Below are 25510 nucleotides of genomic sequence, written 5' to 3'. Positions count from 1 at the left end.
GTTTCTGAAGTGAAGTAAGGGGCGTCGGCAATGGCCGGCGCCCCTTACCGCTAGTGGGCCCTGCCCATGGCCCGGGTGAAGGTCGCGGGGTCCTCCTCGAAGCCGTGCACGCCGCGACGGAAGGTCCACTCCCCGGAGCCGTCACGGACGAATTCGGCGATCGTGGCCGCCGTCGCCCGGGGGACCGAGCCGAAGTCGTCCTCGGCGAGCACGGTGTAGCGGTCCACCCGGATGCGCATGGCCGGATTCAGCACGTCGGCGAATGTCTTGTGCTCAAAGCGCTGCTGGATGACGACACCGACCACCACGCGCGCGTACCGGTCGTCGAGCCGGTCCAGTTCCAGCGTCATGACCTCGTCCCAGCCGAAGCCCCTGCCGTCCGTGCTGTCCCGGTTGAGGAAGATGGTGCCGTCCGGTGAGCGGCTGTCGAAGTGCACGAGATAGGCCGGGGCCCCGTACGGGTCGTCCGCCAGGAACGGCGCGGCGACGAGGTCGAGATCGGTGGGCGGCCGGCCCGCAGGACTGGGGTCCCACTGGAGCCCGACCTCCACCTTGCTGATTCCCTTGCTGAAGCCGGTCAACAGGCTTCCCCTTCCCCCGGGTGGTGGCCTCAGTCCCCAACTCGTCTGCAGTCGGGGCTTCTTGTTCATCGTGCCACGCGCGCGGGGGCACATGCGCGGGTGATCTCCGCCGGAGCGTGACCGGCGCCACGCCGTGGGGCCTTACGATGGCGCGGTGCTGGTCAAGTGGATTCGCTGCACCGTGGTGGACCGCCGCGGTTTCGAGCGGGGGCAGCGGAAATGGGCGGGGCTTCCGGGGGAGCCGGGTTTTCGGGGGCAGGGTGGGGGCTGGAGCCGGCAGCGGCCGGGGGTGGCGCACATCTTCGCCTTCTGGGAGAGCCGCGCCTTCTACGACTCCTTCATGGCCCGCTCCCACGACCGCCTGGCGGCCGCCCAGTCCGGCACGTTCAAGGACGCCCATGTCAAACTCTTCGAGTACCGCTTCGATGTGAAGACGGGGTTCGAGCCGCGGTTCACCGACACCGATCTGATCCGCGTGGCCCTGTGCCGGGTCCACGAGGAGCGCGTCGAGCACTTCACACTCATGCAGGAGAAGGTCTGGAACCCCGCGATGGCCGGATCGCCCGGGATGATCCGCGGGATGTTCGCCGAGGCACCCGAGCAGGAGTTCCTGGTCCTGTCGATGTGGCGGTCCGCGGCCGAGCACGGCAAGTACCGCACCGAGCGCGTGGAGCGCCTCGCGCTGCGCGCCCAGACCGAGGCCGACGTGGCGGCGCTCTCCGGTGACATCGTGGACCTGGAGCCGTCCTGGACGGTCTGAGGCCCCAGACGTGCGTTCGAAGAGCAAACTCGTGTGATCTACGCTGTATGGGGCCGTACGAGTGCTCGACCTCCCCTCGTTCGATCTAGGGTTTTGGCATGGTACGACCACGGCGCATCGTCCTTGTCCGGCACGGCGAGTCAACGGGCAACATTGACGACTCCGTGTACGAACGCGAACCCGACCACGCCCTCGCGCTGACCGAGCGCGGCCGGCGGCAGGCCGAGGAGACCGGCAAGAAGCTCCGGGAACTCTTCGGCAGGGAACGCGTGAGCGTGTACGTCTCCCCCTACCGCCGGACGCACGACACGCTCCGCGCCTTCCACCTCGACCCCGACCTCATACGCGTCCGGGAGGAGCCCAGGCTGCGTGAACAGGACTGGGGGAACTGGCAGGACCGCGACGACGTGCGCCTGCAGAAGGCCTACCGCGACGCGTACGGCCACTTCTTCTTCCGGTTCCCCCAGGGCGAGTCCGGCGCCGACGTGTACGACCGGGTCGGCGGCTTCCTGGAGAGCCTGTTCCGCAGCTTCGAGGCGCCGGACCACCCGCCGAACGTTCTCCTGGTGACGCATGGTCTCGCGATGCGCCTGTTCTGTATGCGCTGGTTCCACTGGACCGTCGCGGAATTCGAGTCGCTGGCGAATCCGGGGAACGCCGAGATGCGGATGCTCGTTCTGGGGGACGACGGCAAGTACACGCTCGACCGGCCTTTCGAACGCTGGCGTGAGCCGGTTCCCTACTGGGTGAACGGATAGAGTGGCAGAGCGATGACCGCTGACTCCTCTTCCTCCGGACGCCTGGAGCGCGCCCTGGCGAGCCTGCGCGGACTGGCCGTCGGGGACGCCCTGGGCTCCCAGTTCTTCGTTCCCGCGCACTACCCCCTGCTGAAGCGACGCGAGCTGCCCGCGGGGCCCTGGCAGTGGACCGACGACACCGAGATGGCCTGCTCCGTCGTCGCCGTACTCGCTGCCCACCGGCGCATCGACCAGGACGCGCTGGCCCGCTCCTTCGCCGACCACCACGACTTCGACCGGGGCTACGGCCCCGCCGTCAATCGTCTGCTCAGACTGGTCCGGGAGGGCGGGGACTGGCGGGAGCTGGCCGCCGGCCTGTTCAACGGACAGGGGTCGTGGGGCAACGGAGCGGCGATGCGGATCGCGCCCCTCGGTGCCTGGTACGCGGACGATCCGGAGCAGGCGACCCACCAGGCTGAGATCTCGGCCTACCCCACCCACCAGCACCGTGAGGCCGTCGTCGGCGCCATGGCCGTGGCCGCGGCGGCGGCTCTCGCCGGTTCGCCGGACGGCCCGCCCAGCCCCGAGTCACTCCTCGACGGTGTCATCGCCCTGGTGCCGAAGAGCGCCGTCGGCCAGGGACTCCGGCGTGCCCGGGACATGCTCGACTACGGCGACGCGGGCACCGTCGCGGCCGTGCTGGGATGCGGACGGCGTACGACCGCCCACGACACCGTGCCCTTCGCCCTCTGGTCCGCCGCGCGGAGCCTCGGTGACTTCGAGGCGGCCTTCTGGACGACGGCCGGGGTGGGCGGCGACGTGGACACGACCTGCGCGATCGTGGGCGGCGTGCTCGCCTCGGGCAAGGCCGGGGCTCCGCCCGCCGCATGGACGGAGCGGGTCGAGGCACTGCCGGACTGGGTGCCGACAGGGCCCTGACGGGCCCGGCGCCTCGGACTCGGCATTTCCCGCGGATGCAGCCCGCTTGACGGCTTCCCGTGTGCGGTGGACCCGGTCAGGCAGTGCGCGAAAACTCTCCGTGTCCGCCGGGAACTCTCCGTTACCATCGTCCGTTCCTCTCATACCCGTCGTACTCCGCGGCTTTCCGGCTGCGGGCGGCGGACAGCAGGAGCACCCAAGTGAGGTCCGTGGTGCTGAACTTGAGGATGTCCCTCCCGGCGGACCCCGCCCGCGGCAGTGTGCGCGAGGACCCTCTCGCCCTGTGCCGGCAGGCGCGGCAGTAATTCACGAGTGCGATCGAATCCGGGCGGAGTGCTTCCACGAGGTGATCGTCGGAGGTGTGGTGGAGCCGACTGTCCAGCTCCTCAGTGAAGTCGTCATCCGTGGGATGGAGGGGGAGGAGGTGTGGTCGGATGTGGCTGACAGCTATGTCTTCGATGCCGTCGCAGCCGCGACGATGTACCGCTCGAAGATGTGCGCCGGCGAATGGAGCGACCAGGCTCTTGAAGAGATGACCGACCGGCTGATGCTCCCGCTGCTCCGCCCCCACGGGGGCTGAGCCCGCACGTCGGTGACCTGCGCGGAGGTCGGGCGACCGGGGTGTCGGGGGACGATCCCGGCGGCGTACGCTAAGGGCGCCATGCCGTACGAACCGCCTACTCACACCGTCGAGCGCTCCCTGCGCGCCACGACCGGAGCGAAGGTCATTGCCGGTGTCGACGAGGTGGGACGCGGCGCCTGGGCCGGACCTGTCACCGTCTGCGCCGCGATCACCGGGCTCCGCCGGCCACCGGAGGGGCTGACCGACTCCAAGCTGCTGACGATCAAGCGACGCACGGAACTGGCCGGCATCCTGCAGGCGTGGGTGACTGCCTATGCGCTGGGGCATGCTTCCCCCGAGGAGATCGACGACCTGGGGATGACGGCCGCCCTGCGACTCGCCGCGGTCCGCGCCCTGGACGCCCTGCCGGTGTGTCCCGACGCCGTGATCCTCGACGGGAAGCACGACTACCTCGGCGCCCCCTGGAAGGTGCGCACGGTGATCAAGGGCGATCGCTCGTGTGTGGCCGTCGCCGCGGCGTCGGTGATAGCCAAGGTCCAGCGCGACAAAATGATGGCCGAACTGGGTATCGACCATGCAGACTTCGGTTTTGCGGACAACGCCGGGTATCCGTCGCCCGTGCACAAGGCCGCACTGCAGGAGTGGGGGCCCACCCCGCACCACCGCTTGTCGTGGGCGTATCTTGATGCGTTGCCCCAGTGGCGGCACCTCAAGAAGGTCCGCAGCTGGGCGGACGGAAGCGTTCCGGAAATCGAGGGTCAGCTCGGCTTCGATTTCTGACGGTTCTGCTCGCACTGATGTGCCACCCGGTCACCCGCACCGCACCAAAGTTTGATAAATATCAGCTCATGCCTCTCATTCCCGAGGAGCCTCAGATTCACGAGAGTGCCCAGGGTCCCCGCGCCACTCCGGCCAGCGGCCGTACCGCGCCGACCCCCCGCCCCGTACCCGGCCCCCGCCCCGCGGCTCCGTCCCGCCCCGGTCGCCCCGGCCCTCCGCGGCCGACGCCGCCGGTGCAGCGCACGCCGCGCGACGGGGCTCCGGCCAAGCCGGGCCCGTCGGGTCCGGCCGCTCCCGCCGCTACGCCGGCCACCCCGCAGATCCAGCTGATCCCGGCCTCGGCCGAGGGTGCGCTCGACGCCGCCGAGGAGGCGGTGGACCTGCTGCTGGACTCGGGTCGTGCCCCCGGTGACGTACTCGTGCTCACCACCGGGTCCCAGCACCCGTGGGCGGAGCACGAGTTGTCCTTCGGTGAAGCTTCCTACTGGGCGCAGCACGATGCCGGTGACGACGTCTTCTATGCGGACGCCGCCACCGCCTCCCGTGCCGCGTCCCGCCCCGTGGTCGTCGTGGCCGTCAACGGAGGCCCCGCCTCCGCTGCTGCCGCGGCCCTTCCGCTGGCCCACGCCCGGGCCGGCGCCCTGCTGATCGTCTGCGGCGACCCGCAGCAGATCAACTCGGTGCTGGGCGCCGGCGTCTGAGCCACGTCCCGCACCTCGGTGCACCCGGGGCGGCGAAGGAGCCGCTCCGGCGGCATCCGCACGGCGTTGCCATCGGTATGCCCGGACGGCCGTCGGCCGTTCCCCTCCTGGGGCGGCTTCCTGGTGAGGCACCGAAGCATCGGGTTGCGCAGCCGTGGCCGCCAGGCAGAGGGCCCGTCTCGGATGACGTTCCTGTGCCTGGCGGGACCGGCCCATGAGGGTCGCCCGCGCAGCCGCGCCGGGGGGATCCGGGAAGCGGATCTCGCAGGTCTCGTACGACCGCCGGGCGCGCCCAAGGTGTCGGCCGGGTCCCGGCAGGGGCCAGCGTCTCCCGGCGCGGCACGGCCCTCGTCGTACGGCGTCCCCGAAGCCCGCGCGGCGGGCGGTCGGCCGGCTGTCCGCGCGACCCGGCCCGGGACGCGGAAGACGGTCCGGCGTAAGCCACTGACCCGCTGCCGCGTCCCTCAGCGAGCCGCCGCGCGGCGCAGGACGTCCGAGACCGGTCCGCCGGTACGCGGCGCGAGCGGCGGGGCCTCGGACAGGGCGAGGGGCTCCGGTGCGGACTCGGCGTTGGGACGGCGCCCGCTGCGCCCCTCGCCGAGCACGTGCCAGCCATCGTGGGTCAGCGTGATGTACGCCCCGCACCGCAGCCCGTGCAGCGTGCAGGCGTCACGCAGGCCCCACATCCAGGCGCCGTCCTCCTCCGTCCAACGCGCGTCGCCCTCACGGCAGTAGACGAGTATCGCCGTGCGCACCGGGGTGCGGCGCCGCAGGTCGTGCGGAATGACCCGGCGCAGCTGTGCGAGCAGCGCGTTGCGGAACATCCAGCCGTCGGCCGGGGACGGACGACGCGTGAACGACGCGCTGGCGCACAGCCGTTCGTCCGGATCGAGCACTGCCACGATCGCCGTGGCGGGCCTCGGCCCATGGCGGGCATGCAGCCCGCTGACGACCTCACGGGGGTTGCGCAGCAGAGGGATTCCGGCGGCGGCCCATTCGGCCGGCTCAAGCAGGCGACTGGCGGAGGCGGCGGACGCGGGCGTCGACAACGAGGCCGCCGAGGACGAGGCGAATCCGAAGGTCACGTTCCTCCCTTCGGCTACGCGCCCACACTGCGGGCGAGGTCGGATGACGGGGGACCGCGCACCGCAGCAGAGCCCAACCGGATCACGGACGAGCCGTGCGGGGAGCGGACCTCAATTCTTCCTGCCGAACTTGGATGCGGCAACGATCAATTGGGGTCACCGACTGTTATCCGACGGTGCGTGGCTTATATCCCTACCCAAAGGTTGGACCCATGACGCCTGAGGTGCGGGGGCGTGCCTGCAGAGCGGTCGGTGGACTGCTGGTGAGCCGGTCGTCGCGCTGGGTGAGTTCGCTGATTGTCAGTGGGATCGGGTTGCATGGAGACATGGACGATCTGGAGCTGCGCGCCGAAGCCGACGCCATTCTTGCCGAGCTGGTCGGTGATCCCGGGGGTTCGGCGCGGTTGCGGGAGGATCAGTGGCAGGCGGTGGCGGCCCTGGTCGAGGAGCGACGGCGTGCTCTGGTGGTGCAGCGCACCGGTTGGGGCAAATCGGCGGTGTACTTCGTGGCCACGGCGTTGCTGCGTCGCCGCGGGTCGGGTCCGACGGTGATCGTTTCTCCGTTGCTGGCGTTGATGCGCAACCAGGTCGAGGCGGCGGAGCGGGCCGGTATCCGGGCGCGGACGATCAACTCGGCCAACCCGGAGGAGTGGGAGACCATCCACGAGGAGATCTCGCACGGCGAGATCGATGTCTTGCTGGTCAGTCCGGAGCGCCTCAATTCGGTGGATTTCCGCGATCAGATGTTGCCCAAGCTGGCGGGCACGACCGGTCTGCTGGTGGTGGACGAGGCGCATTGCATCTCGGACTGGGGGCACGACTTCCGGCCCGACTACCGCAGGCTGCGGGCCATGCTCGCCGGCCTCCCGCCGGGTGTGCCGGTGCTGGCCACCACCGCCACCGCGAATGCGCGGGTCACCGCGGACGTGGCCGAGCAGCTGGGTACCGGTGCCGGTGAGGCGCTGGTGCTCCGGGGTTCGCTGGAGAGGGAAAGCCTGCGACTGGGAGTCGTCCGGCTGCCGGATGCCGCGCACCGGCTGGCCTGGCTGGCGGAGCATCTGGACGACCTGCCGGGCTCGGGGATCGTCTACGCCCTGACGGTGGCTGCGGCCGAGGAGGCCACCGCTTTCCTGCGGCAGCGAGGCTTCAATGTGGCCTCCTACACCGGCAAGACGGAGAACGCCGACCGGTTGCAGGCCGAGGCCGATTTGCTGGCGAATCGGGTGAAGGCGCTGGTGGCGACCTCGGCGCTGGGGATGGGCTTCGACAAGCCCGATCTGGGCTTCGTGGTGCACCTCGGTTCGCCGTCCTCGCCGATCGCCTACTACCAGCAGGTGGGGCGTGCGGGCCGCGGTGTCGAGCACGCCGATGTGCTGCTGTTGCCGGGCAAGGAGGACGAGGCGATCTGGCGCTACTTCGCCGATACCGCCTTTCCGCCCGAGGCGCAGGTCCGCCAGACCCTGTCGGCTCTGGCGGACGCGGGGCGGCCACTGTCCGTGCCGGCCCTGGAGGCGGCGGTCGATCTGCGGCGTACCCGGCTGGAGACCATGCTGAAGGTGCTTGACGTGGACGGCGCGGTCAAGCGGGTGAAGGGCGGCTGGGTCTCCACCGGCGAGCCGTGGGTCTACGACGCCGAGCGGTACGCCTGGGTGGCCCGGCAGCGGTCGGCCGAGCAGCAGGCCATGCGCGATTACGTGACCACGTCCCAGTGCCGGATGGAGTTCCTGCGCCGGCAGCTCGATGACGAGGGCGCGGCCCCGTGCGGGCGGTGCGACAACTGCGCCGGCGCCTGGGTCGATGCCTCCGTGTCGGCCGAGGCGTTGACAGGGGCCGTGAAGGAGCTGGACCGGCCGGGGGTGGAGGTGGAGCCGCGCCGGATGTGGCCGACGGGGATGCCCGCGCTCGGCATCGACCTCAAGGGCCGTATCCCTGCCAGGGAGCAGTGCTCGACGGGGCGTGCCCTGGGGCGGCTGTCGGACATCGGCTGGGGCAACCGGCTGCGCCCGTTGCTGGCCGAGAACGCGCCCGACGCTCCGGTCCCCGATGACGTCCTGCGGGCCGCGGTGGCGGTCCTCGCCGACTGGGCGCGCTCCCCGGGCGGCTGGGCACCGAACGCCCCGGACGCCTCCCCCCGGCCGGTCGGAGTCGTCGCCGTACCGTCGCTGGCCCGTCCGCAGCTGGTGGGTTCCCTTGCCCAGGGGATCGCGACCGTCGGCCGCCTGCCGTTCCTGGGCACCCTGACGTACACGGGGGAGGGCGGCGCGCAGGCGGCACGGCGCAGCAACTCCGCCCAACGTCTCCGGGTGCTGTCCCGTGCCTTCACCGTCTCCGACGACCTGGCCGGCGCCTTGGTGCGCTCTCCCGGCCCGGTTCTCCTCGTGGACGACTACACCGACTCGGGCTGGACCCTTGCCGTCGCTGCCCGCCTGCTGCGACAGGCGGGCAGTGGACAGGTCCTTCCGTTGGTCCTTGCCGCAGCAGGCTGAGCTCGGATCTCCTCTCGAAGGCAGGGGCGACTGCGGGTGAGGGCCGGCCGGTCAGGACCGCAGGACGTCGAGCGGCAGGACCCGGTGGAAGACGACCATGGCCCGGCCGGGGCCGTTGTAGTCGTCGACGACCTCGGCGTCGAAGCCGAGACCGCGGTGGAAGGCGATCGAGCCGGTGTTCTCGATGGACGTGATCGCCTTCAGCTGCCGTGCCCCCTGACGCTCCGCGGCCTCGGCGAAAGCGGAGTACAGACGACTCCCGAGCCCGGTGCCCCGGGCGTCGTCCCGCGTGGCGATGAGATGCACGTATCCGGTGCCGTTCGGAGTGACGAACCCGAAGATGTATCCGTGGATCCCGTCCTCGGCCCGGGCGACCAGGCAGGTCGAACCGAACTCCTGCACCAGTGCCAGAAGGTGCAGAGACCGGAGATCGCGTTCGCCCCAGTAGCGAGGGTGATCGGCCAGGACCTGGTGGAAGTCAGCCGTCGTGGCCGCCACGATCTGTATGCCCATGATGACGATCATGGCAGGCGTCGAGCAGCTTGGGTCAAGCGGCGTAAATAATCGTCCCTTTGGGATTCACAAAGGATTCATATGAGGTGAAATTCGGCCCTCTATGGACGATTCGGAGGCGCGGCTGCCCCGTGGATCGATAGAAATTCCCCGTCACCCTCGCACGCCGCGACCTGCGAAGACGAAGGCTGCTCGGGTGTGGGTGCGACTCCCGAAGCGGTGTCCGGAGGGCAATTCCTGCCATCAGCATATAAATGCCCTCTTGTGATGAATCTGCCGACGGGAAGACGATCGCTCCTCGTCCAACGCCCTACCTGCGAGGAGTTCTCATGAGCGAGCGGTTGAGCCTCGGCCCGGATGCCGCACGGCAACTCGCCAACACGACCAAGACGACACCGCAGATGCGCGGCATCACACCGCGCTATCTGCTGCGTGCGCTGCCCTGGGTGGACGTCGAGTCCGGCGTCTACCGGGTCAACCGGCGCCGTACGTACGTCCTGGGCGACGACCGCATCAGCACGACCGACGGCGACACGCCGCGCGTCATCGCGGGTGACCTCCGCGAAGTGCCGTACCTGCGCGAGGCGGACGACACGCTGCTGGAGGAACTGGCCGGCGCGTTCACGCAGGTGTCCTTCGAACCGGGCGAGGTGCTGGCCCAGGAGGGTGCCCCGGCCGACCGGTTGTGGGTGATCGTGCACGGGCGCGCGGAGAAGCGGGCGACCGGGCAGTACGGCGCGGACGCGCTCCTCGACGTCATCGGCGACGGCCAGTTCTTCGACCTCGCCCTGTGGACCCGCGCCGAAGCCATGCCGTACCGGGTACAGGCGCTGACCGCCGGCGTCGCCCTCTGTCTGCAGCGCTCGGAACTGGCCCGGCTCAGCGAGCGGGACGAGACCTTACGCGGTGCGGTGGACGCGTACGTCGCCGGCGCCGACGTCATGGCCGGTGCCGAGGTCCCCGTCGACCTCACCGCGGGACACGACGGCGAGCCGGACCTGCCGGGGACGTACGTCGACTACGAGGACACGCCCCGCGAGTACCACATGACGCTCGCGCAGACCGTGCTGCGTGTCCACACACGCGTCTCCGACCTCTACAACGGGCCGATCGACCAGACGCGGGCCCAGGCCAACCTCACCGTTCACGCCCTGCGCGAGCGGCAGGAAGCCTCGATGCTGTACCACCCGGAGTTCGGGCTCTTCAACAACGTCGCCCCTGGGCAGCGCGTACAGACGCGCACCGGCGCGCCGACCCCCGACGACCTGGACGAGCTTCTGACGCGGGTGTGGAAGCAGCCCGCGTACTTCCTCGCCCACCCGAAGGCGATCGCGGCGTTCGGCCGCGAATGTACGCGCCGGGGCGTGCCCCCGGTGATCGAGAACCGCTTCGGCAGCCCGCTGCTGACCTGGCGCGGAGTGCCGCTGTTGCCGTCGGACAAGGTGCGGTTCTCCGGGGGCGCCGGTGTGGGTACGACCGAGATCCTGCTGATGAGGCTGGGCGAGGCGGAGCAGGGTGTGGTGGGCCTGCGGCCGTCGAAGGTGGCGGACGAGGTCGAGCCGGGCCTGGCGATGAAGAACATGGGCGTGGACCAGAAGGGCATCACGTCGTACCTGATGACGGCGTACTTCAACGCGGCGGTGCTGGTGGAGGACGCGCTCGCGGTGCTCCAGAACGTCGAGGTGTCCAAGTACCATGACTACTCCTGACGTCACCGGATCCACCGGCCTGACCGGCCTGACAGCACCGGGCCTGACCGCTGTGACTGCCCCGGGCCCGACCGCTGCGACCGCCCCGGGCCTGACCGCTCCGGACCCGAACGGGGTTCCGGGGCTCACGGGTCAAGCCATGACTCCCCGGCCGTCCGGCGCCTCCCAGGGCTTCTCGCCCGAAGCGGCCCGCCGTGACGTGCCGATCCTGCACCGGACGGTCAACGGTCGCCCGCTGATCTGGCTGGACAACGGCGCCACCACGCAGAAGCCCCGTCAGGTGATCGAGACGCTGGCGGCGTTCTACGCTTCCGCCAACTCGAACATCCACCGGGGCGCGCACACCATGGCGCGCGAGGCCACGGAGATGTACGAGGCGGGCCGGGCCGCGGTCGCGCAGTTCCTGGGCGCGCCCGCCCCCGAGAGCATCGTCTTCACCCGGGGAACGACCGAGGCGATCAACCTGGTCGCACAGAGCTGGGGGCGCGCCGGCCTCGGCCCCGGGGACGACATCCTGGTGCCGGTGCTGGAGCACCACGCGAACATCGTGCCCTGGCAGTTGATCGCCAAGCAGACACGGGCGCGCGTCGTACCCGTGCCCCTGCGGCCGGACGGCAGCATCGACCAGGACGCGTACGCCGATCTGCTCTCCGTACGGACCAGGCTCGTGGTCATCAGCCACGCCTCGAACGTCCTCGGCACCGTGCCACCGGTGCGGGAGATGACGGCGCTGGCCCACCGCTACCAGGCGAAGGTGCTGGTCGACGGGGCACAGGCGGTGGCACACTTTCCCGTCGACGTGCAGGACCTGGACGCCGACTTCTACACCTTCTCCGGCCACAAGATCTACGGCCCCACGGGCATCGGCGCCCTGTACGCCAAGCCGGAGATACTCCAGACCATGGCGCCGTGGCAGTCGGGCGGCAACATGATCGAGTCGGTGAGTTTCGACCGTACGACGTACGCCCCGGTCCCTCACCGCTTCGAGGCCGGCACCGGCCACATCTCCGGCGTGGCCGGCCTGATGTCCGCCCTCAACTGGCTGACGGCCTTCGACCGCAAGGCGGTGGCGGACTACGAGACGCAGCTGATGGCCTATGCGCAGCAGGCCCTGGCCCAGGTCCCCGGCCTCGATCTGCTCGGCCCGTTGGCCGAACGGATCGGCGTACTGACCTTCACCCTGCCCGGTCACACTCCGACAGAGATCGCCGACTGGCTGGACGGCGAGGGCATCGCCGTCCGGGCCGGCCACCACTGCGCCCAGCCGGCCCTGGCCCACTACGGCCTCGATGCGGCGGCTCGTGCGTCGCTGGCGCTGTACAACACGAGGGAGGAGGTGGACCGGCTGGTGACGTCGCTGCTGGGGCTGCAGGCCGCCTGAGGCCGGACCCCCGGTGATCCCGGACAGGACTGACGGGCCTGCCCGTACGACCCCGGCCAAGGGCGTACGGGCAGGCCCGCAGTTTCCCGGGTATCCAGGGGGCGATGACGGGGATGATGGACCTCAGGCCCATCCGTGTGTCCTGAGGGGGGATTCATGCGCGAGCTGTATGCCTGCCAGTTGGTGCTGAACGGCGAGAAGGGATCCATTGCGAATACCCTGGAACGCGCCGGCATTCTTGTCCGGGAATGGATCGCGCGCCCAAGTGGGCTGTCGCCGGAGCAACTTCGGCAGCAGGAAGTGGAAACGCCCAGTGGTCACACAGTAAGGACGTCCCGCTTTCCGCTTGAGGAGGACGAGGATCCTGCGGGCCTGCGGTACGTCTGGGAGCGCCCAGGAGCCGACGACGCTTCCATACAGTTCACCCTCGACATTGCGCTTGCGACCCAGGAGGACGAGGTCTGTGCCACGGTGCGCATCGGGGTCCAGCAAGGTGGCCGGGACTTCCAGCTCAGCAGGCCCGTCTACCAGTTCAGCGCGCCGGCGATCGTCCGGACACTGCTGCGTGAATTCCAGGTCAGTGACGCGGGGCAGCGTGTGTCTCCTGAGTACCGGGTGATTCGCGCCGGTGACGTCTCCTCACTGGTTTCCTTTCTGACGAACCAGCAACGCGCCCTGCCCGTGGTCGCCGTGACCAATTACCCCACCACCGGGCGCCCACTCGTCGACCTGAAGGAACTCGCCAGGGAACTGGCCGGTCTCGCACATGTCGTCGTGATCTCGACTCACCTGGCGTCCCAGGCACTCACCGAACAGCTCGGACCGTCCCGCTCCGTGTGGCAGGGCGCCGTGCGTCTTTACTGGCCGCAGTTCAGCATCGAGGCCAATCCGTACGAGCACAAGCTGTGGACTCCCAGCCGGTTGCTGTCGGGCGGGGAGAGCCTGGTCGGCGAGCTCAGGCGCTGGCTCGGCTCGGTGGGTGCGGCGACCGTACCGGAGAATCCGGTCATCGAGTGGGTGCGGATCGCGCGGCGTAAAGCCATGACAGAAACTGGTGAACTGCCGGCGTGGGCGGAGCCGTACCTCAGAGGCATCGAGGCCGATCTGCTGCGGTACAAGACCGAGCGGGACGAGGCCCGAAGGGCCGAGGCCGAGGCCAAAGCCCGGCTGGAAGGCATGCGGGAGCAGTACGCGTTGGTTGCGCGGCACTCGAAATCTTCGTCCGCCGAGCCTGGTTCGCCCGCCGGGACAGAGGAGGATGATGTTTCGTCCCTGTCTGTCTATGCAGCATATGAACGCGCGAAAGCAAAGATCGGTGACGATCTGGTTCTGCTTCCTCGCGCGGACAAGAGCGTCAGGGAGTTCGCGTCGTACAAGGACCCGGAAAAGCTCTACCGCGCGCTTCTGGACGTGGCCGAGGCAGGCCGCCGCTGGAGCACCAACACGCTCGGGAAGCCGTTCGGAGAATATTTCGGCGGACTCGGCTACGGCTACTCCGCGCTCAATCCGGCTGCGCACGCCCGAAAGACCCGGCGCCACTACGAGGTGAAGTACAAGGACGGGACAGTTCTTCTCGAGGCACATCTGAAGGTCGACGAAGCGACGAGTCGCGATCAGTGCCTGCGTATCTACTGGTACATCGACGAGGACGAACGTGTCCTTGTCGTAGGACACGTCGGGCGGCACCTGCCTGACTGAGCCCGTTCGTCCCACGGGCTCTCTCCGCCCTGTGCCTCCGGGACAGGGCGGAGGCGCACAGCAGGTGTCCTGGCCCGCAGGCCTTACGGATCGTGTGTTCCATGCGTTCCATGCGTTCCATGCAACAGGACGGGACCGGCAAGCGGGCGGGCTACGGGCGCGGGGTGTGGACAACCGCGACGGCCTTGTCGTGTCCCTGGCCCCACTTATCCACAGGGGCAACCGGAACCTCGCAATCCGCGAGATCGTCGGCGCATGACGAATCACAGCGAATCCACCGGACCGTTCGAAAACAGCGACATCTCGGGACGGGAGCCGTTCACCGACCTGTCCGCGCATGACACCCAGGTCACGCTGCGCACCCCCGCCGAACTGGCCGACGCCCTGCCCTACCTCCTCGGCTACCGCCCGGAGGACAGCATGGTGCTGGTGGCCCTGCACGACCGCGAAGGCCAGGGCAGGTTCGGCGGCCGGGCCCGGCTCGGCATCCCCGCCAACGAGGAGGACTGGGAGGCGGCCGCACGCCAGCTGGCCCAGGGACTGGTGACCGGCAGCGAACGACGAGGCGCCCGGCCGGAGCAGATGGTGGCCTACGTCTGCCAGGAACCCGCCCCGGGCGAGTCCGGCCGCGACGTCAAACGCCGGCTGCAGCGGCTGGCCCACCTCCTGCGCACCCAGTGCGGGGACCTCCACGTGCCGGTCATCGAGGCACTGTGCATCTCCGACGGCCGTTTCTGGTCCTACTGCTGCCCGATCGAGGGCTGCTGCCCCGAGGACGGCTCGCCGATGGGTCTTCCCGGCACATCCGTGCTGGCCGCCGCGGCCACCTACGCCGGCGTACAAGTGCGCGGCACCCTCCGGGAGTTGCGCGCCAGGCTGCAGCCCTGGGAGACGACCGCGGCCCTGGAGCAGGAGATCGCCCTCGACGCGGCCGGGATGAGCCTGGTGCCCCGCATTCTCGACGAGGGTTCCCGCGCCGAAGTGGCGGAGGAGACCCTGGGCCTCGCCGAGCAGCTCATCCGCCGTTTCGCCGCCGCCGCACCGGTGTCCGGCACCCACCCGGCGGACCTGCGTGACGACGGCCTCCTGACACACGACGAGGCGGCGACGCTGATCCTCGGACTCCAGGACCGCACGACCCGCGACCGGGCGGCCGTTTGGATGGAGGACGACGAGGCGGCTCCCGCTCTGCGCCTCTGGCGCGCCCTGGCCCGCCGTTGCGTCGGCCCCTACGGCGAGCACGCCGCGGCCCCGCTGACCCTGGCCGGCTGGGTGGCCTGGTCCACGGGTGACGAGTTGGAGGCCCGCGAGGCGCTGGCCATGGCACTGGGCGCGGATCCCGACTATCTGTTCGCCCGGCTGCTTCACCAGGCCTGCAACGACGGCATCGACCCGGAATCCATCCGCCGCTGCCTGCGCGCGGGGCGTGCGCAGGCGGAGAGCGCCGCAGAGCCGTGTCCGGAGGGGAAAGCCGCTCGGGTCGCGCTCCCGGCAACCGAGGACGCGACCCCCGGCGCGACCCCCGGCGCGAGCGCCGGTGCGGACGGCGAGGGCCCCGAGGAGATCCGCGGAACGGGCACACGCCGACGGCGCCGTGTGCGATCCGCCGACGGAAATGACGCCCTTCGCGCGGCCGGCTCCACGGGCGGCCGCCGGAGGCCGCCCGGCTCCCGCCCGCGCCCCTCGGCAGCGGCGTCCGCGCGCCCCGGCAGCCGGGGCCACAGCGGCACGCGCACGCGGGCGGCGGAGCCGGGCTCCACCACGGCCGGCGCTGCACCGTCGGGAAGTGACCGCCACAAGTTCCAGGAGGAAGGGTGAGCGTCGTGCGGGGGCGCGCGGGCGGACCCCCGGTCCAGCAGGTCTGCGTGAGCAAGACACACAGCCCGTCACCGACATCCGCGGGATGCGGCGCACGCCCCGGGAGGTCCCCGCGGAACCGCTCGGGTGTGAGCCGGTGCGGCTGCCGTGACGCCGGCACGCTGGCGGTCCGCTGGGCCGGCCGGGCCCACCGGGCACGCTCGACCGCTCGGGCCGCATGCGACGGTCCGTCGCGCGTGTGTTGGCGGCAGCGGTTCACCACCGTCCTGAACGGCACCACCGCCCTCCCACGCCGCCGTAAAGCCGGCTTCCCCGAGACCGGCCGTGACCCGGACGACATTCCCCCCGTTCACCTGAGTGGCGGAACGCCTGGACGGGCCCTGCCGCCGTACGACCCTTGTTCTCCGGGGCGTCCCCCCGGTCGCCCAGCACGGCACAGGCGCACCGAGCGCAGAGGAAGCCATCCCATGCACCAGCAGCCGACTCCGCCCTCCATCGTCGACGAACGTCCGCCCTGGGACAGTCGCGACTGGTTCCCGGCGGACGGTGCCGCCACGGCGCGGCGCACGGTCGGTGCCCCGGCCTCAGCCCAGAGCCCCGGGCCGAAGGCCGCGACAGGTCACGCAAGGCCACCGGCCCCCGGCCGCGGCAGCCGGCCCACCGCAGCCCCGCCGGTGCGCACACCGAGGGGCAACCGAACCGCGCCCGAGCTGCCGCCGGCCCATGCCGCCTTGATCTGCGTCGCTCTGCCCGGCCTCGCCGTCTCGGGCGACGGGCAGCTGGCCGGCCAGGGGCTGGACGGGTTCTACCGAGGCGGCAGGCGTCTGCTCTCGCGGTGTCAGGTCCGCGTGGCCGGCCGCGAACCGCTGGCCGTGCAGGCCAGGATGACCGGTGCCGACAGTGCCCGATTCGTGGGAACACTACGCGCTTCCCCCTCTGCGGGTCCCGATCCGGATGTCGTGGTCGAGCGGACCCGACGTGCCGACGGAACCGAACGGATCACGCTGCGCAACGCCGCCGCACGACCGCTGAAGCTGCCCCTCGAAATCGCCCTCGGTACGGACCTCGCCGAGCTCGGCACCATCGCCTCCGGCAGGACAGGGCCCGAACTCCCGGCCACCGTCCACGACTCGGGCCTGCGCTGGGCCACCGCCGGTGCCGCCGCCTCCGTCACCGCCGACCCGCCGCCCTCCGACGCGCTCGCGTCAGCCGGGCTGCTGCGCTGGGAACTGGACGTGCCGCCGGGCGGCACGGCAGCAGTGGAGCTCCGGGTACGGCTCGACGGTGGGGGTCCGCTGCGGACGGCGGGCCATGCCACGGCCCCATTCGCTCCCGCCGGGGCGACAGGCGACGATCACCGAGTGGCTCCGCTGCTGCGCGCGGCGGTGGCCGACCTCCAGGGCCTGCTTCTGCGCGACCCCGCCCACCCCGCCGACACGCACCTCGCGGCGGGGGCGCCCTGGCGCTGCGGGCTGGCCCCCGCCGAGGCCCTGGCGGCGGCCCGCATGGCGCTGCCGCTCGGCACCCGGCTCGCCGCCGGCACGCTGCGCACCCTGGCCCGCACCCAGCTCCCGGACCGGAGCCCACGGCCCGGCATGATCCCCGGACCACGACGCGACGCCGGCCCGCTTCTTCCGCCGGGATGCACGGGCACGGAGGCCACGCTGCTCTTCCCCGTCCTGCTCGCCGAGGCCCGCCGCTGGGGGCTGCCCGAGCAGGAGACGAGGGAGCTGCTGCCCGCGGCAGAACGCTGTCTCGCCTGGCTGCGGGCCACCGCCGGCGACGGCCCCTACCTTCACGACCCCCAGCCCGGCGGCCCGGCGCGCTGCGAGACGCAGGCACACGCGTATCGGGCGGCCCTGCTCGGCGCCGATCTTCTGGACGCGTACGGCCGGCCCGGCGCCGTCGAGTTGCGCCAGTGGGCCCGGGCCTTGCAGGCGGCCTTCCGAGCCGAATTCTGGGTCGCGGACCGCGGCGGCGGACGTCCGGTCGCAGCCCTGGCACCGGACGGCCGCCCCATGCCGCACCTCGGCTCCACCACCGTTCACCTCCTCGACACCGGCCTGCTCGGCTCCGGCCGACTCGCCCCGGGCCTGCTCGACCCCGTACAGACCGAACACCTCGCGCGGCTGCTCGGCACCCCCGCCATGGACGCGGGCTGGGGGCTGCGCGGTCTCGGCGCCAAGGAGGCGGGACACAACCCGTTCGGCCACCGGACCGGAGCCGTCCGGGTGCACGACACCGCCCTCGCCATCGCCGGGCTGGCCGCCGCCGGCTACGAGAAGGAAGCGGGCGGCCTGCTGAGAGGACTGCTGGACGCGGGGGAACACTTCGGCCACCGGCTGCCGGAGATGTTCGCCGGTGAGCAGCGCACCACCGGGAGCGCGCCCCTTGCGCACCCCGCGGCCTGCCGGCCGGCGGCCACCGCGGCAGCGTCTGTGATCATGATGCTCACCTCGCTCGCGGGTATCCGCCCCGACACCCCCGCCCGCACGGTCACCCTGTGCCCGGTGCGGAGCGCGCCGCTCGGCGAACTCGTCCTGACCGGGCTGCGGGTCGCCGGTGCGCCGTTCGCCGTGCGGGTCGGCCGGCTGGGGCTCGCCATGGTCGAGGAGGCGGCGGACGGCCTGCAACTGGGAGTGTGACCTCGTACGACGCCGCCGGAACGAAGAACGGGTGCCGGCAGTGCGCCCCGTACCGGAACGAAGCGGAACCCGTCGATGCGCCCGGCGGAGGGAGTGTTTATCGTCAGGCAGACGACTATGATCGCCGCATGCCCTACGACCCGTCAGCCTTTCCGCCCTTCGCCGTCACCGTGGACCTGGTCGTGCTGACCGTGCGCCGCCATGCCCTGTGCGCGCTGGCGATCCGCAGGGGCGAGCCACCGTTCCAAGGGCGCTGGGCGCTGCCCGGCGGTTTCGTACGGGCCGACGAGGATCTCACCCAGGCGGCGGCGCGTGAGCTCGCCGAGGAGACCGGGCTGTCCGCACACGATCCGGAGGCTCCGGCCCAGGACAACGGGGCCCACCTCGAACAGCTCGCCACCTATGGCGACCCCAAGCGGGACCCGCGTATGCGTGTGGTGAGTGTCGCGCACCTCGCACTCGCGCCCGACCTGCCCGCCCCGCGGGCGGGCGGCGACGCCAGCAACGCGCGCTGGGCACCGGTCGAGGAACTGCTCCAGCAGGGCGGTTACGGCCGCGACGGCGAGCCCGTGGCGCCACTCGCCTTCGACCACGCCCAGATCCTCGCCGACGGGGTGGAACGGGCCCGGTCCAAGATCGAGTACTCGTCGCTGGCCACCGCGTTCTGCCCGAGCGAGTTCACCGTCGGCGAGCTGCGCAGAGTGTACGAGGCGGTGTGGGGGGTGGCGCTCGATCCGCGCAACTTCCATCGCAAGGTCACCGGAACCCCTGGCTTCCTCGTACCCACCGGAGGAACGACCACGCGCCAGGGTGGCCGGCCGGCGCAGCTCTTCCGGGCCGGTGGCGCCACCCTGCTCAACCCGCCGATGCTGCGCCCCGAGGTCTGAGGCGTACAGGCCACCGGCCCGCCCGGACCGTCCGCGGGACGAGTGCACATGCCGAGCCGGGCTCCGTCGAACGGCGGACGCAAACGGGTTCGGTCCGCATTGCACGCGATAGCAGATCGGGTTATACCGGAAAAACCGGACATGGCGCGCTATCTTGCTGCAGGTGATCCATGCCTTCGGACTGACCAGCAATCCCCGCAAGGCGCACCCGCCCGCCGTCGACGACGTCTCCTTCGAAGCGCGTGCGGGGGATGTCACCGTGCTCCTCGGCGGCGTCGGCGCGGGCAAGACGACGGCGCTCAGACTGATGCTCGAGCTTCAACAGGGGCGCGGCATCACCTACTTCAGAGGGCGGCCCCTGCACCGGATCGCCCATCCGGCACGGGAAGTCGGCGTGCTCCTCGGTGACGTACCGGGACATCCGGCCCGCTCGGTACGTGGCCATCTGCGCATGTTGTGCGCGGCCTCGGGAGTTCCCGCCCGACGGGCCGACGAGGTCCTCGAAACGGTCGGCCTCGTCAGCCTCCGCGAGGAGCGCCTCGGCACGCTCTCGCGCGGTATGGACCGCAGACTCGGCCTGGCCTGCGCCCTGCTGCCCGACCCGCACACGCTCGTCCTGGACGAACCCACCGACGGGCTCTCCGCCCGTGAGGCGCAGTGGGTGCACGGCATGCTGCGAGCCCACGCCGAGCAGGGCGGCACCGTGCTCTTCACCTCCGCCGATCCCAAGGAAGCCGCGCGCACGGCCGACCGGGTCGTCACCCTCGATGGCGGCAGACTCGTGGCCGACCAGGACGCGCGGGAGTTCAGCCGTACCCGGCTGCGTCCGCGTGTGGCCGTCCGCAGCCCGCACGCAGCGCGACTCGCGGCTCTCCTCACCAAGGAGGCCCGTACCGGCCGCCGCTCCGTCGAAGTCGTACACGAGGGCGGCAACCGTCTCTCGGTGTACGGCTCCTCGACCGCCGACGTCGGCGAGGCGGCGTTCCGCCACGGCATCCTCATCCACCAACTCGCCGACGAAGTGGGTGACATGGGCCCGGGTGCGGGTGCCGGACCCGGCATCCCCGTGTCGGGGGAGGCGGGCGCGGCGGCGCAGGATCCGGCGGCGGATGGGGACCAGGCCGCCAGGTCGGACTCATCACCGGCGGAGCCCGAGGCGACTGTGAGCGGCTTTCCGGCAGGGGAGTCAGGTGCAGCGGGTGCCGGCGCGGGACTGGGTGCCGTCCCGCCGGGGGAGACGGGCGTGGAGGCGGAGAAGGATCCGGCGGTGGAGCGGGACCGGGCCGCCATGCCGGGCCCTTCGCCGGTGGTACCGGAGCCGGTCGTGCGTGGGTTGCCGATGCTGGAGCCCGAGACGGCCGTGTGCGACTTGCCGAAGGCGGAGTCGGGCGTCTCAGGGCTCGGTGTGGCGGTGTCGGCGTCACACTCCCCGGCGCCCGGCTCGTCGTCGGCGGAGTCGGGTGTGTCGACGCTCGGCTCCTCCGCGCCGGAGCAGTCCGCTGTGCTGTTCGGCCCCTCGTCGGCAGCACCGGGCGGCACAGCGCCGGGTGCCTCGGCGAGAGAACGGGGCACCATGCCGTTCGGCTTCTCGGTGGAGAGCCGCGAGGACGCCCCAGCAGACACCTCGACGCCGCGGCGGGCAGTACCCGGCGGCTCCGTCGGCGAAGAACGGTCGGTGGAGGAAGAACCCCCGTCGGGGCAGGGGGAGCGGGCTCTCGGGGTCGAGGTGCCGTCGTTCGGGGAGGCAGCCGACGTCTCCTCGTATGAAGAACCCCCGGCCTCCTCGGACGAAGAACCCCTGTCGGGCGACACGGCGCAGGCCCTCAGCGGGGAGGTGGCGCCGCTCGGAGAGGCATCCGACTCCCGGACGGGTGCTGAGCCGGCAGGGACCACGGCTCCGGTGGCGACCGAGGGCGCGTCGCCTGACGACACCGTCACGAAAGCCGGCGGGCCGGCGCCCGGCGGCGTCGAGCCGGACGGCGTGGACGGGTCAGACGGCGTGGACGTGCCCCTCGGACACAACGCGTCCGGCGGCGGGAACGCGTCCGATGGCGGCGAGGGGTCCATCGGCGAGGGCACGCCCGGCGAAGACGGAACCGTTCGTTTCCCCGTCGAGGCGCTCGCTGGAGCCCCCGGCAGCCGGACCGCCGAAGCCGCGACCACGGTGAGCACCCGGCGCGATGCGATCTCGGCGGGCCAGGCACCGCGGACCGGCGGCACGAGCGTCCCGTTCCGCGGTATCACTGCCCTCCGCACCCTCCTCCCCGGCGCCAGGAATCCCGGCAACGGTCAACCGCACTCCGCGCGCACCGCCCGACCCGACGGCACCCTCGACGCCCTGCCCCCGCTCCCGCCCCCCATCTCCGTCCGCCCCGCCCCCAGCCCCCTCCGCCCCCTGCGCTACGAGATCCGGCGCGCCACCGGCATCGGCGTCGGCTTCCTCACCTGTGGTGTCGCACTGGTGGTGTCCGCGCTCACCGCCGTACTGCTGGCCAGGCTCGGGCACACCCCGCAGGCGCGGCTGTTCGGCGCGTGGCCGCGGGAACTTCCGCTGCCCCCCGCGGCCCTCGCGGCGGGGCTGCTCGGTGCGCTGGCATTCGGGGACGAGTTCCGCCACCCCGCCCTCGCGGCGGACCGCGGCACCGTGCCCCGCCGGCTGGGGCTGCTCACCGCGAAACTGCTCGTCTCCGGAGCCACCGCGACGATGCTGGCCTTCCTCACCGTCGGCTGCGACGCCGAAGCGCTCTACATCGTCTACGGACGGGAGCTGACGCAAGTTCCCGCCGACTGGCTTTCGCTGACCGCCAGTTGGTTCGGTCTGGTCGTCGGCTGCGCCTGGGCCGGTGTGCTGGCCGCCGGTGTGTTCCGGTCCACCACGGGCGGCCTGGCGGCCGTACTCGCCGTGCCCGTTGTCGTCGTCCCCCTCGTGCACGAGGTGATGCGGGGGCCGGCCCTGCACACGACGGCCGGGTTCCCGGTGCGGATGCGGGAGGTCCACCTGCTGCAGTGGCCCTTCGGCGGCGAGCGTTACCTGCTCGGGCTGGTGCGTGTGCTCGCCCAACCTGTGGGAAGCGCACTGGCGTTGTCGCTGTCGGCACTGCTGTGCGCGTATCTGTTCACGTCGCTGCGCACCAGGTTCCGGTGACGAGCATGAGCGCACTTCCGATCCCGCCGTGTGCACAACTCCCCGCGGAAAGCCCATTTCTTTCCGATAAGGCGTCAATTGCGACGGGGTGAGCGATCACCCTTTCGTGTGCTTTTCACCAAAGACCTCAAGGGAGTTGGAGGCGGCGCCGACAAAGGATCCGTGAGTACCCTTGCGCACACCATGATGACCGCCGCCCGCTCCACCGACTCCGGTCTGGCCGGCCCGGGCGATCTCGACCGCTACCCCTACGCGGAGTCCCAGGTGGGTGATCGCGTCGCGGCACCCTCCTGGGAAGGCGCGGACCCCGACCTGGGCCGCGTCGGCCGGCGTGCCGCGGGCAGCCGCGGACGTGGACTGCACGGCCAACTCGTTCAGCAGCTGGGCCAGATGATCGTCTCCGGCGACCTCGGCGCCGACCGTCCGCTGGTGCCCGAGGAGATCGGCCAGCGCTTCGAGGTCTCCCGCACCGTCGTCCGTGAGTCCCTCCGCGTCCTCGAAGCCAAGGGCCTGGTCAGCGCCCGCCCGAACGTCGGCACGCGCGTGCGTCCCGTCAGCGACTGGAACCTGCTCGATCCGGACATCATCGAGTGGCGGGCCTTCGGCCCCCAGCGCGACGACCAGCGCCGCGAGCTGAGCGAGCTGCGCTGGACGATCGAGCCACTCGCCGCCCGGCTCGCCGCCGGGCACGGGCGCGAGGAGGTGCAGCAGCGCCTCTGCGACATGGTCGAGATCATGAGCCACGCCATGGCGCAGGGCGACGCGCTGACGTACTCGCGTGCCGACGGCGAGTTCCACTCCCTGCTCATCCAGATCGCCGGCAACCGCATGCTGGAGCACCTCTCCGGCATCGTTTCGGCCGCGCTGCAGGTCTCGGGCGGCCCGGTCACCTCGTGTGACCGGCCGAACGAGGCGTCCCTCGCGCAGCACGCGCGGATCGTCGACGCGCTCGGCACCGGCGACGGCGCGGCGGCCGAGGCGGCCATGCGTCAACTGCTCACGGTCCACCCCGAGGTCGAGCGCGTGGTACCCGCGCCGCGCGAGCACTGACCTCTGCGGCCAAGGCGGTGCGGTCGCCGGTGCGTGGCGTCCTCGTGGTGCTCGTGGCGGCGCCGGACTCGGATGCCGGCCGTCGCCGGACCCTGCCGGACCCTTGCGGTCCGGCGGGGTCCAGCGGTGCAACGGGTCCCCGAGGTGATGCAGGCGGCCGGGTATGACGCCGCAACTGATCTCATATGTCCATGTCTGACTGCTTTTGATCACTTACGGGGTGTGACTCGGGCCACGCAGATTGGGCGTAACGCTCCTGGAAACAGCGCGATGACCTAAGAGGTGACAGCCGCGGAGGGAATACGGACGCCATGAGAGGCGCTGTGCATCTTCCCGGCCCCCGCCCGCGCCGTCGGCCCATCCCCAGGCCGGTGGTCGGCTCCTGTCCGCAGTGGACGGTGCCGGAAGCCGTTTTCCAACGTTCCGAGAGGTTGTTCGTGTCGGCCAGCACATCCCGTACGCTCCCGCCGGAGATCGCCGAGTCCGTCTCTGTCATGGCGCTCATTGAGCGGGGAAAGGCTGAGGGGCAGATCGCCGGCGACGATGTGCGTCGGGCCTTCGAAGCTGACCAGATTCCGGCCACTCAGTGGAAGAACGTACTGCGCAGCCTCAACCAGATTCTTGAGGAAGAGGGTGTGACGCTGATGGTCAGTGCCGCAGAGCCCAAGCGCACCCGCAAGAGCGTCGCAGCGAAGAGTCCGGCGAAGCGCACCGCCACCAAGACGGTCGCGGCGAAGACGGTGACGACCAGGAAGGCCACCGCCACCACGGCCGCCCCCGCGGCGCCCACCGCTCCGATCGCAGCCGATTCCGCCGAGGAAACCGCGCCTGCCAAGAAGGTCGCGGCCAAGAAGACGACCGCCAAGAAGGCGGTCGCGAAGAAGACCGTCGCGAAGAAGACGGCCGCAAAGAAGACCACGGCCAAGAAGGACGACGCCGAGCTTCTCGAGGACGAGGTTCTTGAGGACACCAAGGTCGCCGACGAGCCCGAGGGTGCCGAGAACGCGGGCTTCGTCCTGTCCGACGAGGACGAGGACGACGCGCCCGCGCAGCAGGTCGCCGCGGCCGGCGCCACCGCCGACCCGGTCAAGGACTACCTGAAGCAGATCGGCAAGGTCCCCCTGCTCAACGCCGAGCAGGAGGTCGAGCTGGCCAAGCGCATCGAGGCGGGTCTGTTCGCCGAGGACAAGCTGGCCAACGCCGACAAGCTGGCGCCGAAGCTCAAGCGCGAGCTGGAGATCATCGCCGAGGACGGTCGCCGCGCCAAGAACCACCTCCTGGAGGCCAACCTCCGTCTGGTGGTCTCCCTGGCCAAGCGCTACACCGGCCGCGGCATGCTCTTCCTGGACCTCATCCAGGAGGGCAACCTCGGTCTGATCCGCGCGGTCGAGAAGTTCGACTACACCAAGGGCTACAAGTTCTCCACCTATGCCACGTGGTGGATCCGTCAGGCCATCACCCGCGCCATGGCCGACCAGGCCCGCACCATCCGTATCCCGGTGCACATGGTCGAGGTCATCAACAAGCTCGCGCGCGTGCAGCGCCAGATGCTCCAGGACCTGGGCCGCGAGCCCACCCCGGAGGAGCTGGCCAAGGAACTCGACATGACCCCGGAGAAGGTCATCGAGGTCCAGAAGTACGGCCGTGAGCCCATCTCGCTGCACACCCCGCTGGGTGAGGACGGCGACAGCGAGTTCGGTGACCTGATCGAGGACTCCGAGGCCGTCGTCCCTGCCGACGCCGTCAGCTTCACGCTCCTGCAGGAGCAGCTGCACTCCGTTCTGGACACCCTGTCCGAGCGCGAGGCCGGCGTCGTCTCCATGCGGTTCGGTCTCACCGACGGTCAGCCGAAGACCCTCGACGAGATCGGCAAGGTGTACGGCGTGACGCGTGAGCGCATCCGCCAGATCGAGTCCAAGACCATGTCGAAGCTGCGCCACCCGTCGCGTTCGCAGGTGCTGCGCGACTACCTCGACTAGGTCGCAGTCGTACGACGGCGAAGGCCCGGCTTC

General features: G+C 71.0%; 19 protein-coding genes. 16 read left to right on the top strand and 3 right to left on the bottom strand.

What is annotated here, in order from left to right; genetic code table 11:
- Positions 1 to 50: 50 nt before the first annotated feature.
- Positions 51 to 581: a TerD family protein gene (locus ACIGXP_RS27015; protein WP_399772441.1), complete on the bottom strand. Its 531-nt coding sequence runs from the start codon at positions 579 to 581 to the stop codon at positions 51 to 53.
- A gap of 154 nt (positions 582 to 735) precedes the next feature.
- Between ACIGXP_RS27015 and ACIGXP_RS27010 the strand changes: the two genes are divergently transcribed.
- From ACIGXP_RS27010 to ACIGXP_RS26985, 6 genes are all read left to right on the top strand, one after another.
- Entirely contained in the window at positions 736 to 1341 is a 606-nt protein-coding gene (locus ACIGXP_RS27010) for a YdbC family protein (protein ID WP_363217009.1), read from the top strand.
- Positions 1342 to 1439: 98 nt separating this feature from the next.
- On the top strand, positions 1440 to 2099 hold the full coding sequence (locus tag ACIGXP_RS27005) for a histidine phosphatase family protein (RefSeq protein ID WP_363217007.1): 660 nt from the start codon (positions 1440 to 1442) through the stop codon (positions 2097 to 2099).
- Positions 2100 to 2111: 12 nt separating this feature from the next.
- Positions 2112 to 3017 carry an ADP-ribosylglycohydrolase family protein gene (locus ACIGXP_RS27000; RefSeq protein ID WP_363217006.1) on the top strand — a complete coding sequence of 302 codons (906 nt, stop codon included), beginning with the start codon at positions 2112 to 2114 and terminating at the stop codon, positions 3015 to 3017.
- 361 nt (positions 3018 to 3378) lie between these two features.
- A complete protein-coding gene (locus ACIGXP_RS26995) occupies positions 3379 to 3597 on the top strand; it encodes a hypothetical protein (RefSeq protein WP_399772437.1) in 219 nt (72 codons plus the stop codon).
- An 81-nt stretch (positions 3598 to 3678) separates the two neighbouring features.
- Positions 3679 to 4380 (top strand): ribonuclease HII, encoded by a 702-nt coding sequence (locus ACIGXP_RS26990; RefSeq protein ID WP_363217004.1) that lies wholly within the window; start codon positions 3679 to 3681, stop codon positions 4378 to 4380.
- A 68-nt stretch (positions 4381 to 4448) separates the two neighbouring features.
- Positions 4449 to 5081, top strand: coding sequence for a hypothetical protein (locus tag ACIGXP_RS26985; protein ID WP_363217003.1), 633 nt, complete (start codon positions 4449 to 4451; stop codon positions 5079 to 5081).
- Between the two features lie 464 nt (positions 5082 to 5545).
- Here the strand turns inward: ACIGXP_RS26985 and ACIGXP_RS26980 are convergent, their stop codons facing one another.
- The gene (locus ACIGXP_RS26980; RefSeq protein WP_399772433.1) at positions 5546 to 6166 is read right to left on the bottom strand and encodes a hypothetical protein; all 621 of its coding nucleotides are present in this window, start codon (positions 6164 to 6166) and stop codon (positions 5546 to 5548) included.
- Positions 6167 to 6492: 326 nt separating this feature from the next.
- Here ACIGXP_RS26980 and ACIGXP_RS26975 point away from each other — a divergent pair, with 326 nt between their 5' ends.
- Positions 6493 to 8652: a RecQ family ATP-dependent DNA helicase gene (locus ACIGXP_RS26975; protein WP_399772430.1), complete on the top strand. Its 2160-nt coding sequence runs from the start codon at positions 6493 to 6495 to the stop codon at positions 8650 to 8652.
- A gap of 51 nt (positions 8653 to 8703) precedes the next feature.
- Here ACIGXP_RS26975 and ACIGXP_RS26970 read toward each other — a convergent pair whose 3' ends face one another.
- A complete protein-coding gene (locus tag ACIGXP_RS26970) occupies positions 8704 to 9177 on the bottom strand; it encodes a GNAT family N-acetyltransferase (protein WP_363216999.1) in 474 nt (157 codons plus the stop codon).
- Between the two features lie 317 nt (positions 9178 to 9494).
- Here ACIGXP_RS26970 and ACIGXP_RS26965 point away from each other — a divergent pair, with 317 nt between their 5' ends.
- The 9 genes from ACIGXP_RS26965 to ACIGXP_RS26925 all read left to right on the top strand — a co-directional run bounded on the left by ACIGXP_RS26965 (position 9495) and on the right by ACIGXP_RS26925 (position 25477).
- Positions 9495 to 10874: a family 2B encapsulin nanocompartment shell protein gene (locus ACIGXP_RS26965; protein ID WP_363216998.1), complete on the top strand. Its 1380-nt coding sequence runs from the start codon at positions 9495 to 9497 to the stop codon at positions 10872 to 10874.
- Positions 10861 to 12255, top strand: coding sequence for a SufS family cysteine desulfurase (locus tag ACIGXP_RS26960; RefSeq protein WP_399772426.1), 1395 nt, complete (start codon positions 10861 to 10863; stop codon positions 12253 to 12255). Before ACIGXP_RS26965 ends, ACIGXP_RS26960 begins: the two co-directional genes overlap by 14 nt.
- Before the next feature lie 156 nt (positions 12256 to 12411).
- Positions 12412 to 13953 (top strand): hypothetical protein, encoded by a 1542-nt coding sequence (locus tag ACIGXP_RS26955; RefSeq protein WP_399772423.1) that lies wholly within the window; start codon positions 12412 to 12414, stop codon positions 13951 to 13953.
- Positions 13954 to 14208: 255 nt separating this feature from the next.
- Positions 14209 to 15771 (top strand): DUF4192 domain-containing protein, encoded by a 1563-nt coding sequence (locus ACIGXP_RS26950; RefSeq protein ID WP_399772420.1) that lies wholly within the window; start codon positions 14209 to 14211, stop codon positions 15769 to 15771.
- A 467-nt stretch (positions 15772 to 16238) separates the two neighbouring features.
- Entirely contained in the window at positions 16239 to 18416 is a 2178-nt protein-coding gene (locus tag ACIGXP_RS26945) for a glycogen debranching N-terminal domain-containing protein (protein WP_399772417.1), read from the top strand.
- 128 nt (positions 18417 to 18544) lie between these two features.
- Complete coding sequence (locus tag ACIGXP_RS26940) at positions 18545 to 19303, top strand: NUDIX hydrolase (RefSeq protein WP_363216993.1); 759 nt, start codon at positions 18545 to 18547, stop codon at positions 19301 to 19303.
- A 163-nt stretch (positions 19304 to 19466) separates the two neighbouring features.
- Positions 19467 to 22448 carry an ATP-binding cassette domain-containing protein gene (locus ACIGXP_RS26935; protein ID WP_399772413.1) on the top strand — a complete coding sequence of 994 codons (2982 nt, stop codon included), beginning with the start codon at positions 19467 to 19469 and terminating at the stop codon, positions 22446 to 22448.
- Between the two features lie 162 nt (positions 22449 to 22610).
- Complete coding sequence (locus tag ACIGXP_RS26930) at positions 22611 to 23498, top strand: FadR/GntR family transcriptional regulator (protein WP_363216990.1); 888 nt, start codon at positions 22611 to 22613, stop codon at positions 23496 to 23498.
- Positions 23499 to 23935: 437 nt separating this feature from the next.
- Positions 23936 to 25477 carry an RNA polymerase sigma factor gene (locus ACIGXP_RS26925; protein ID WP_363216989.1) on the top strand — a complete coding sequence of 514 codons (1542 nt, stop codon included), beginning with the start codon at positions 23936 to 23938 and terminating at the stop codon, positions 25475 to 25477.
- Positions 25478 to 25510 lie beyond the last annotated feature (33 nt).

The sequence above is a fragment of the Streptomyces sp. NPDC053069 genome, assembly GCF_044546895.1.
Lineage (GTDB): Bacteria > Actinomycetota > Actinomycetes > Streptomycetales > Streptomycetaceae > Streptomyces.
This window is presented reverse-complemented; position numbering and strand designations above follow the sequence as displayed.

What these genes read in the sequence shown, in the direction of transcription:
- ACIGXP_RS26945 (WP_399772417.1), top strand. Translation starts at nt 16,239, where the DNA reads ATGCACCAGCAGCCGACTCCGCCCTCCATCGTCGACGAACGTCCGCCC.
- ACIGXP_RS26985 (WP_363217003.1), top strand. Translation starts at nt 4,449, where the DNA reads ATGCCTCTCATTCCCGAGGAGCCTCAGATTCACGAGAGTGCCCAGGGT.
- ACIGXP_RS26950 (WP_399772420.1), top strand. Translation starts at nt 14,209, where the DNA reads ATGACGAATCACAGCGAATCCACCGGACCGTTCGAAAACAGCGACATC.
- ACIGXP_RS26965 (WP_363216998.1), top strand. Translation starts at nt 9,495, where the DNA reads ATGAGCGAGCGGTTGAGCCTCGGCCCGGATGCCGCACGGCAACTCGCC.
- ACIGXP_RS26955 (WP_399772423.1), top strand. Translation starts at nt 12,412, where the DNA reads ATGCGCGAGCTGTATGCCTGCCAGTTGGTGCTGAACGGCGAGAAGGGA.
- ACIGXP_RS27005 (WP_363217007.1), top strand. Translation starts at nt 1,440, where the DNA reads ATGGTACGACCACGGCGCATCGTCCTTGTCCGGCACGGCGAGTCAACG.
- ACIGXP_RS26940 (WP_363216993.1), top strand. Translation starts at nt 18,545, where the DNA reads ATGCCCTACGACCCGTCAGCCTTTCCGCCCTTCGCCGTCACCGTGGAC.
- ACIGXP_RS26970 (WP_363216999.1), bottom strand. Translation starts at nt 9,177, where the DNA reads ATGATCGTCATCATGGGCATACAGATCGTGGCGGCCACGACGGCTGAC.
- ACIGXP_RS26975 (WP_399772430.1), top strand. Translation starts at nt 6,493, where the DNA reads ATGGACGATCTGGAGCTGCGCGCCGAAGCCGACGCCATTCTTGCCGAG.
- ACIGXP_RS26960 (WP_399772426.1), top strand. Translation starts at nt 10,861, where the DNA reads ATGACTACTCCTGACGTCACCGGATCCACCGGCCTGACCGGCCTGACA.
- ACIGXP_RS26990 (WP_363217004.1), top strand. Translation starts at nt 3,679, where the DNA reads ATGCCGTACGAACCGCCTACTCACACCGTCGAGCGCTCCCTGCGCGCC.
- ACIGXP_RS27000 (WP_363217006.1), top strand. Translation starts at nt 2,112, where the DNA reads ATGACCGCTGACTCCTCTTCCTCCGGACGCCTGGAGCGCGCCCTGGCG.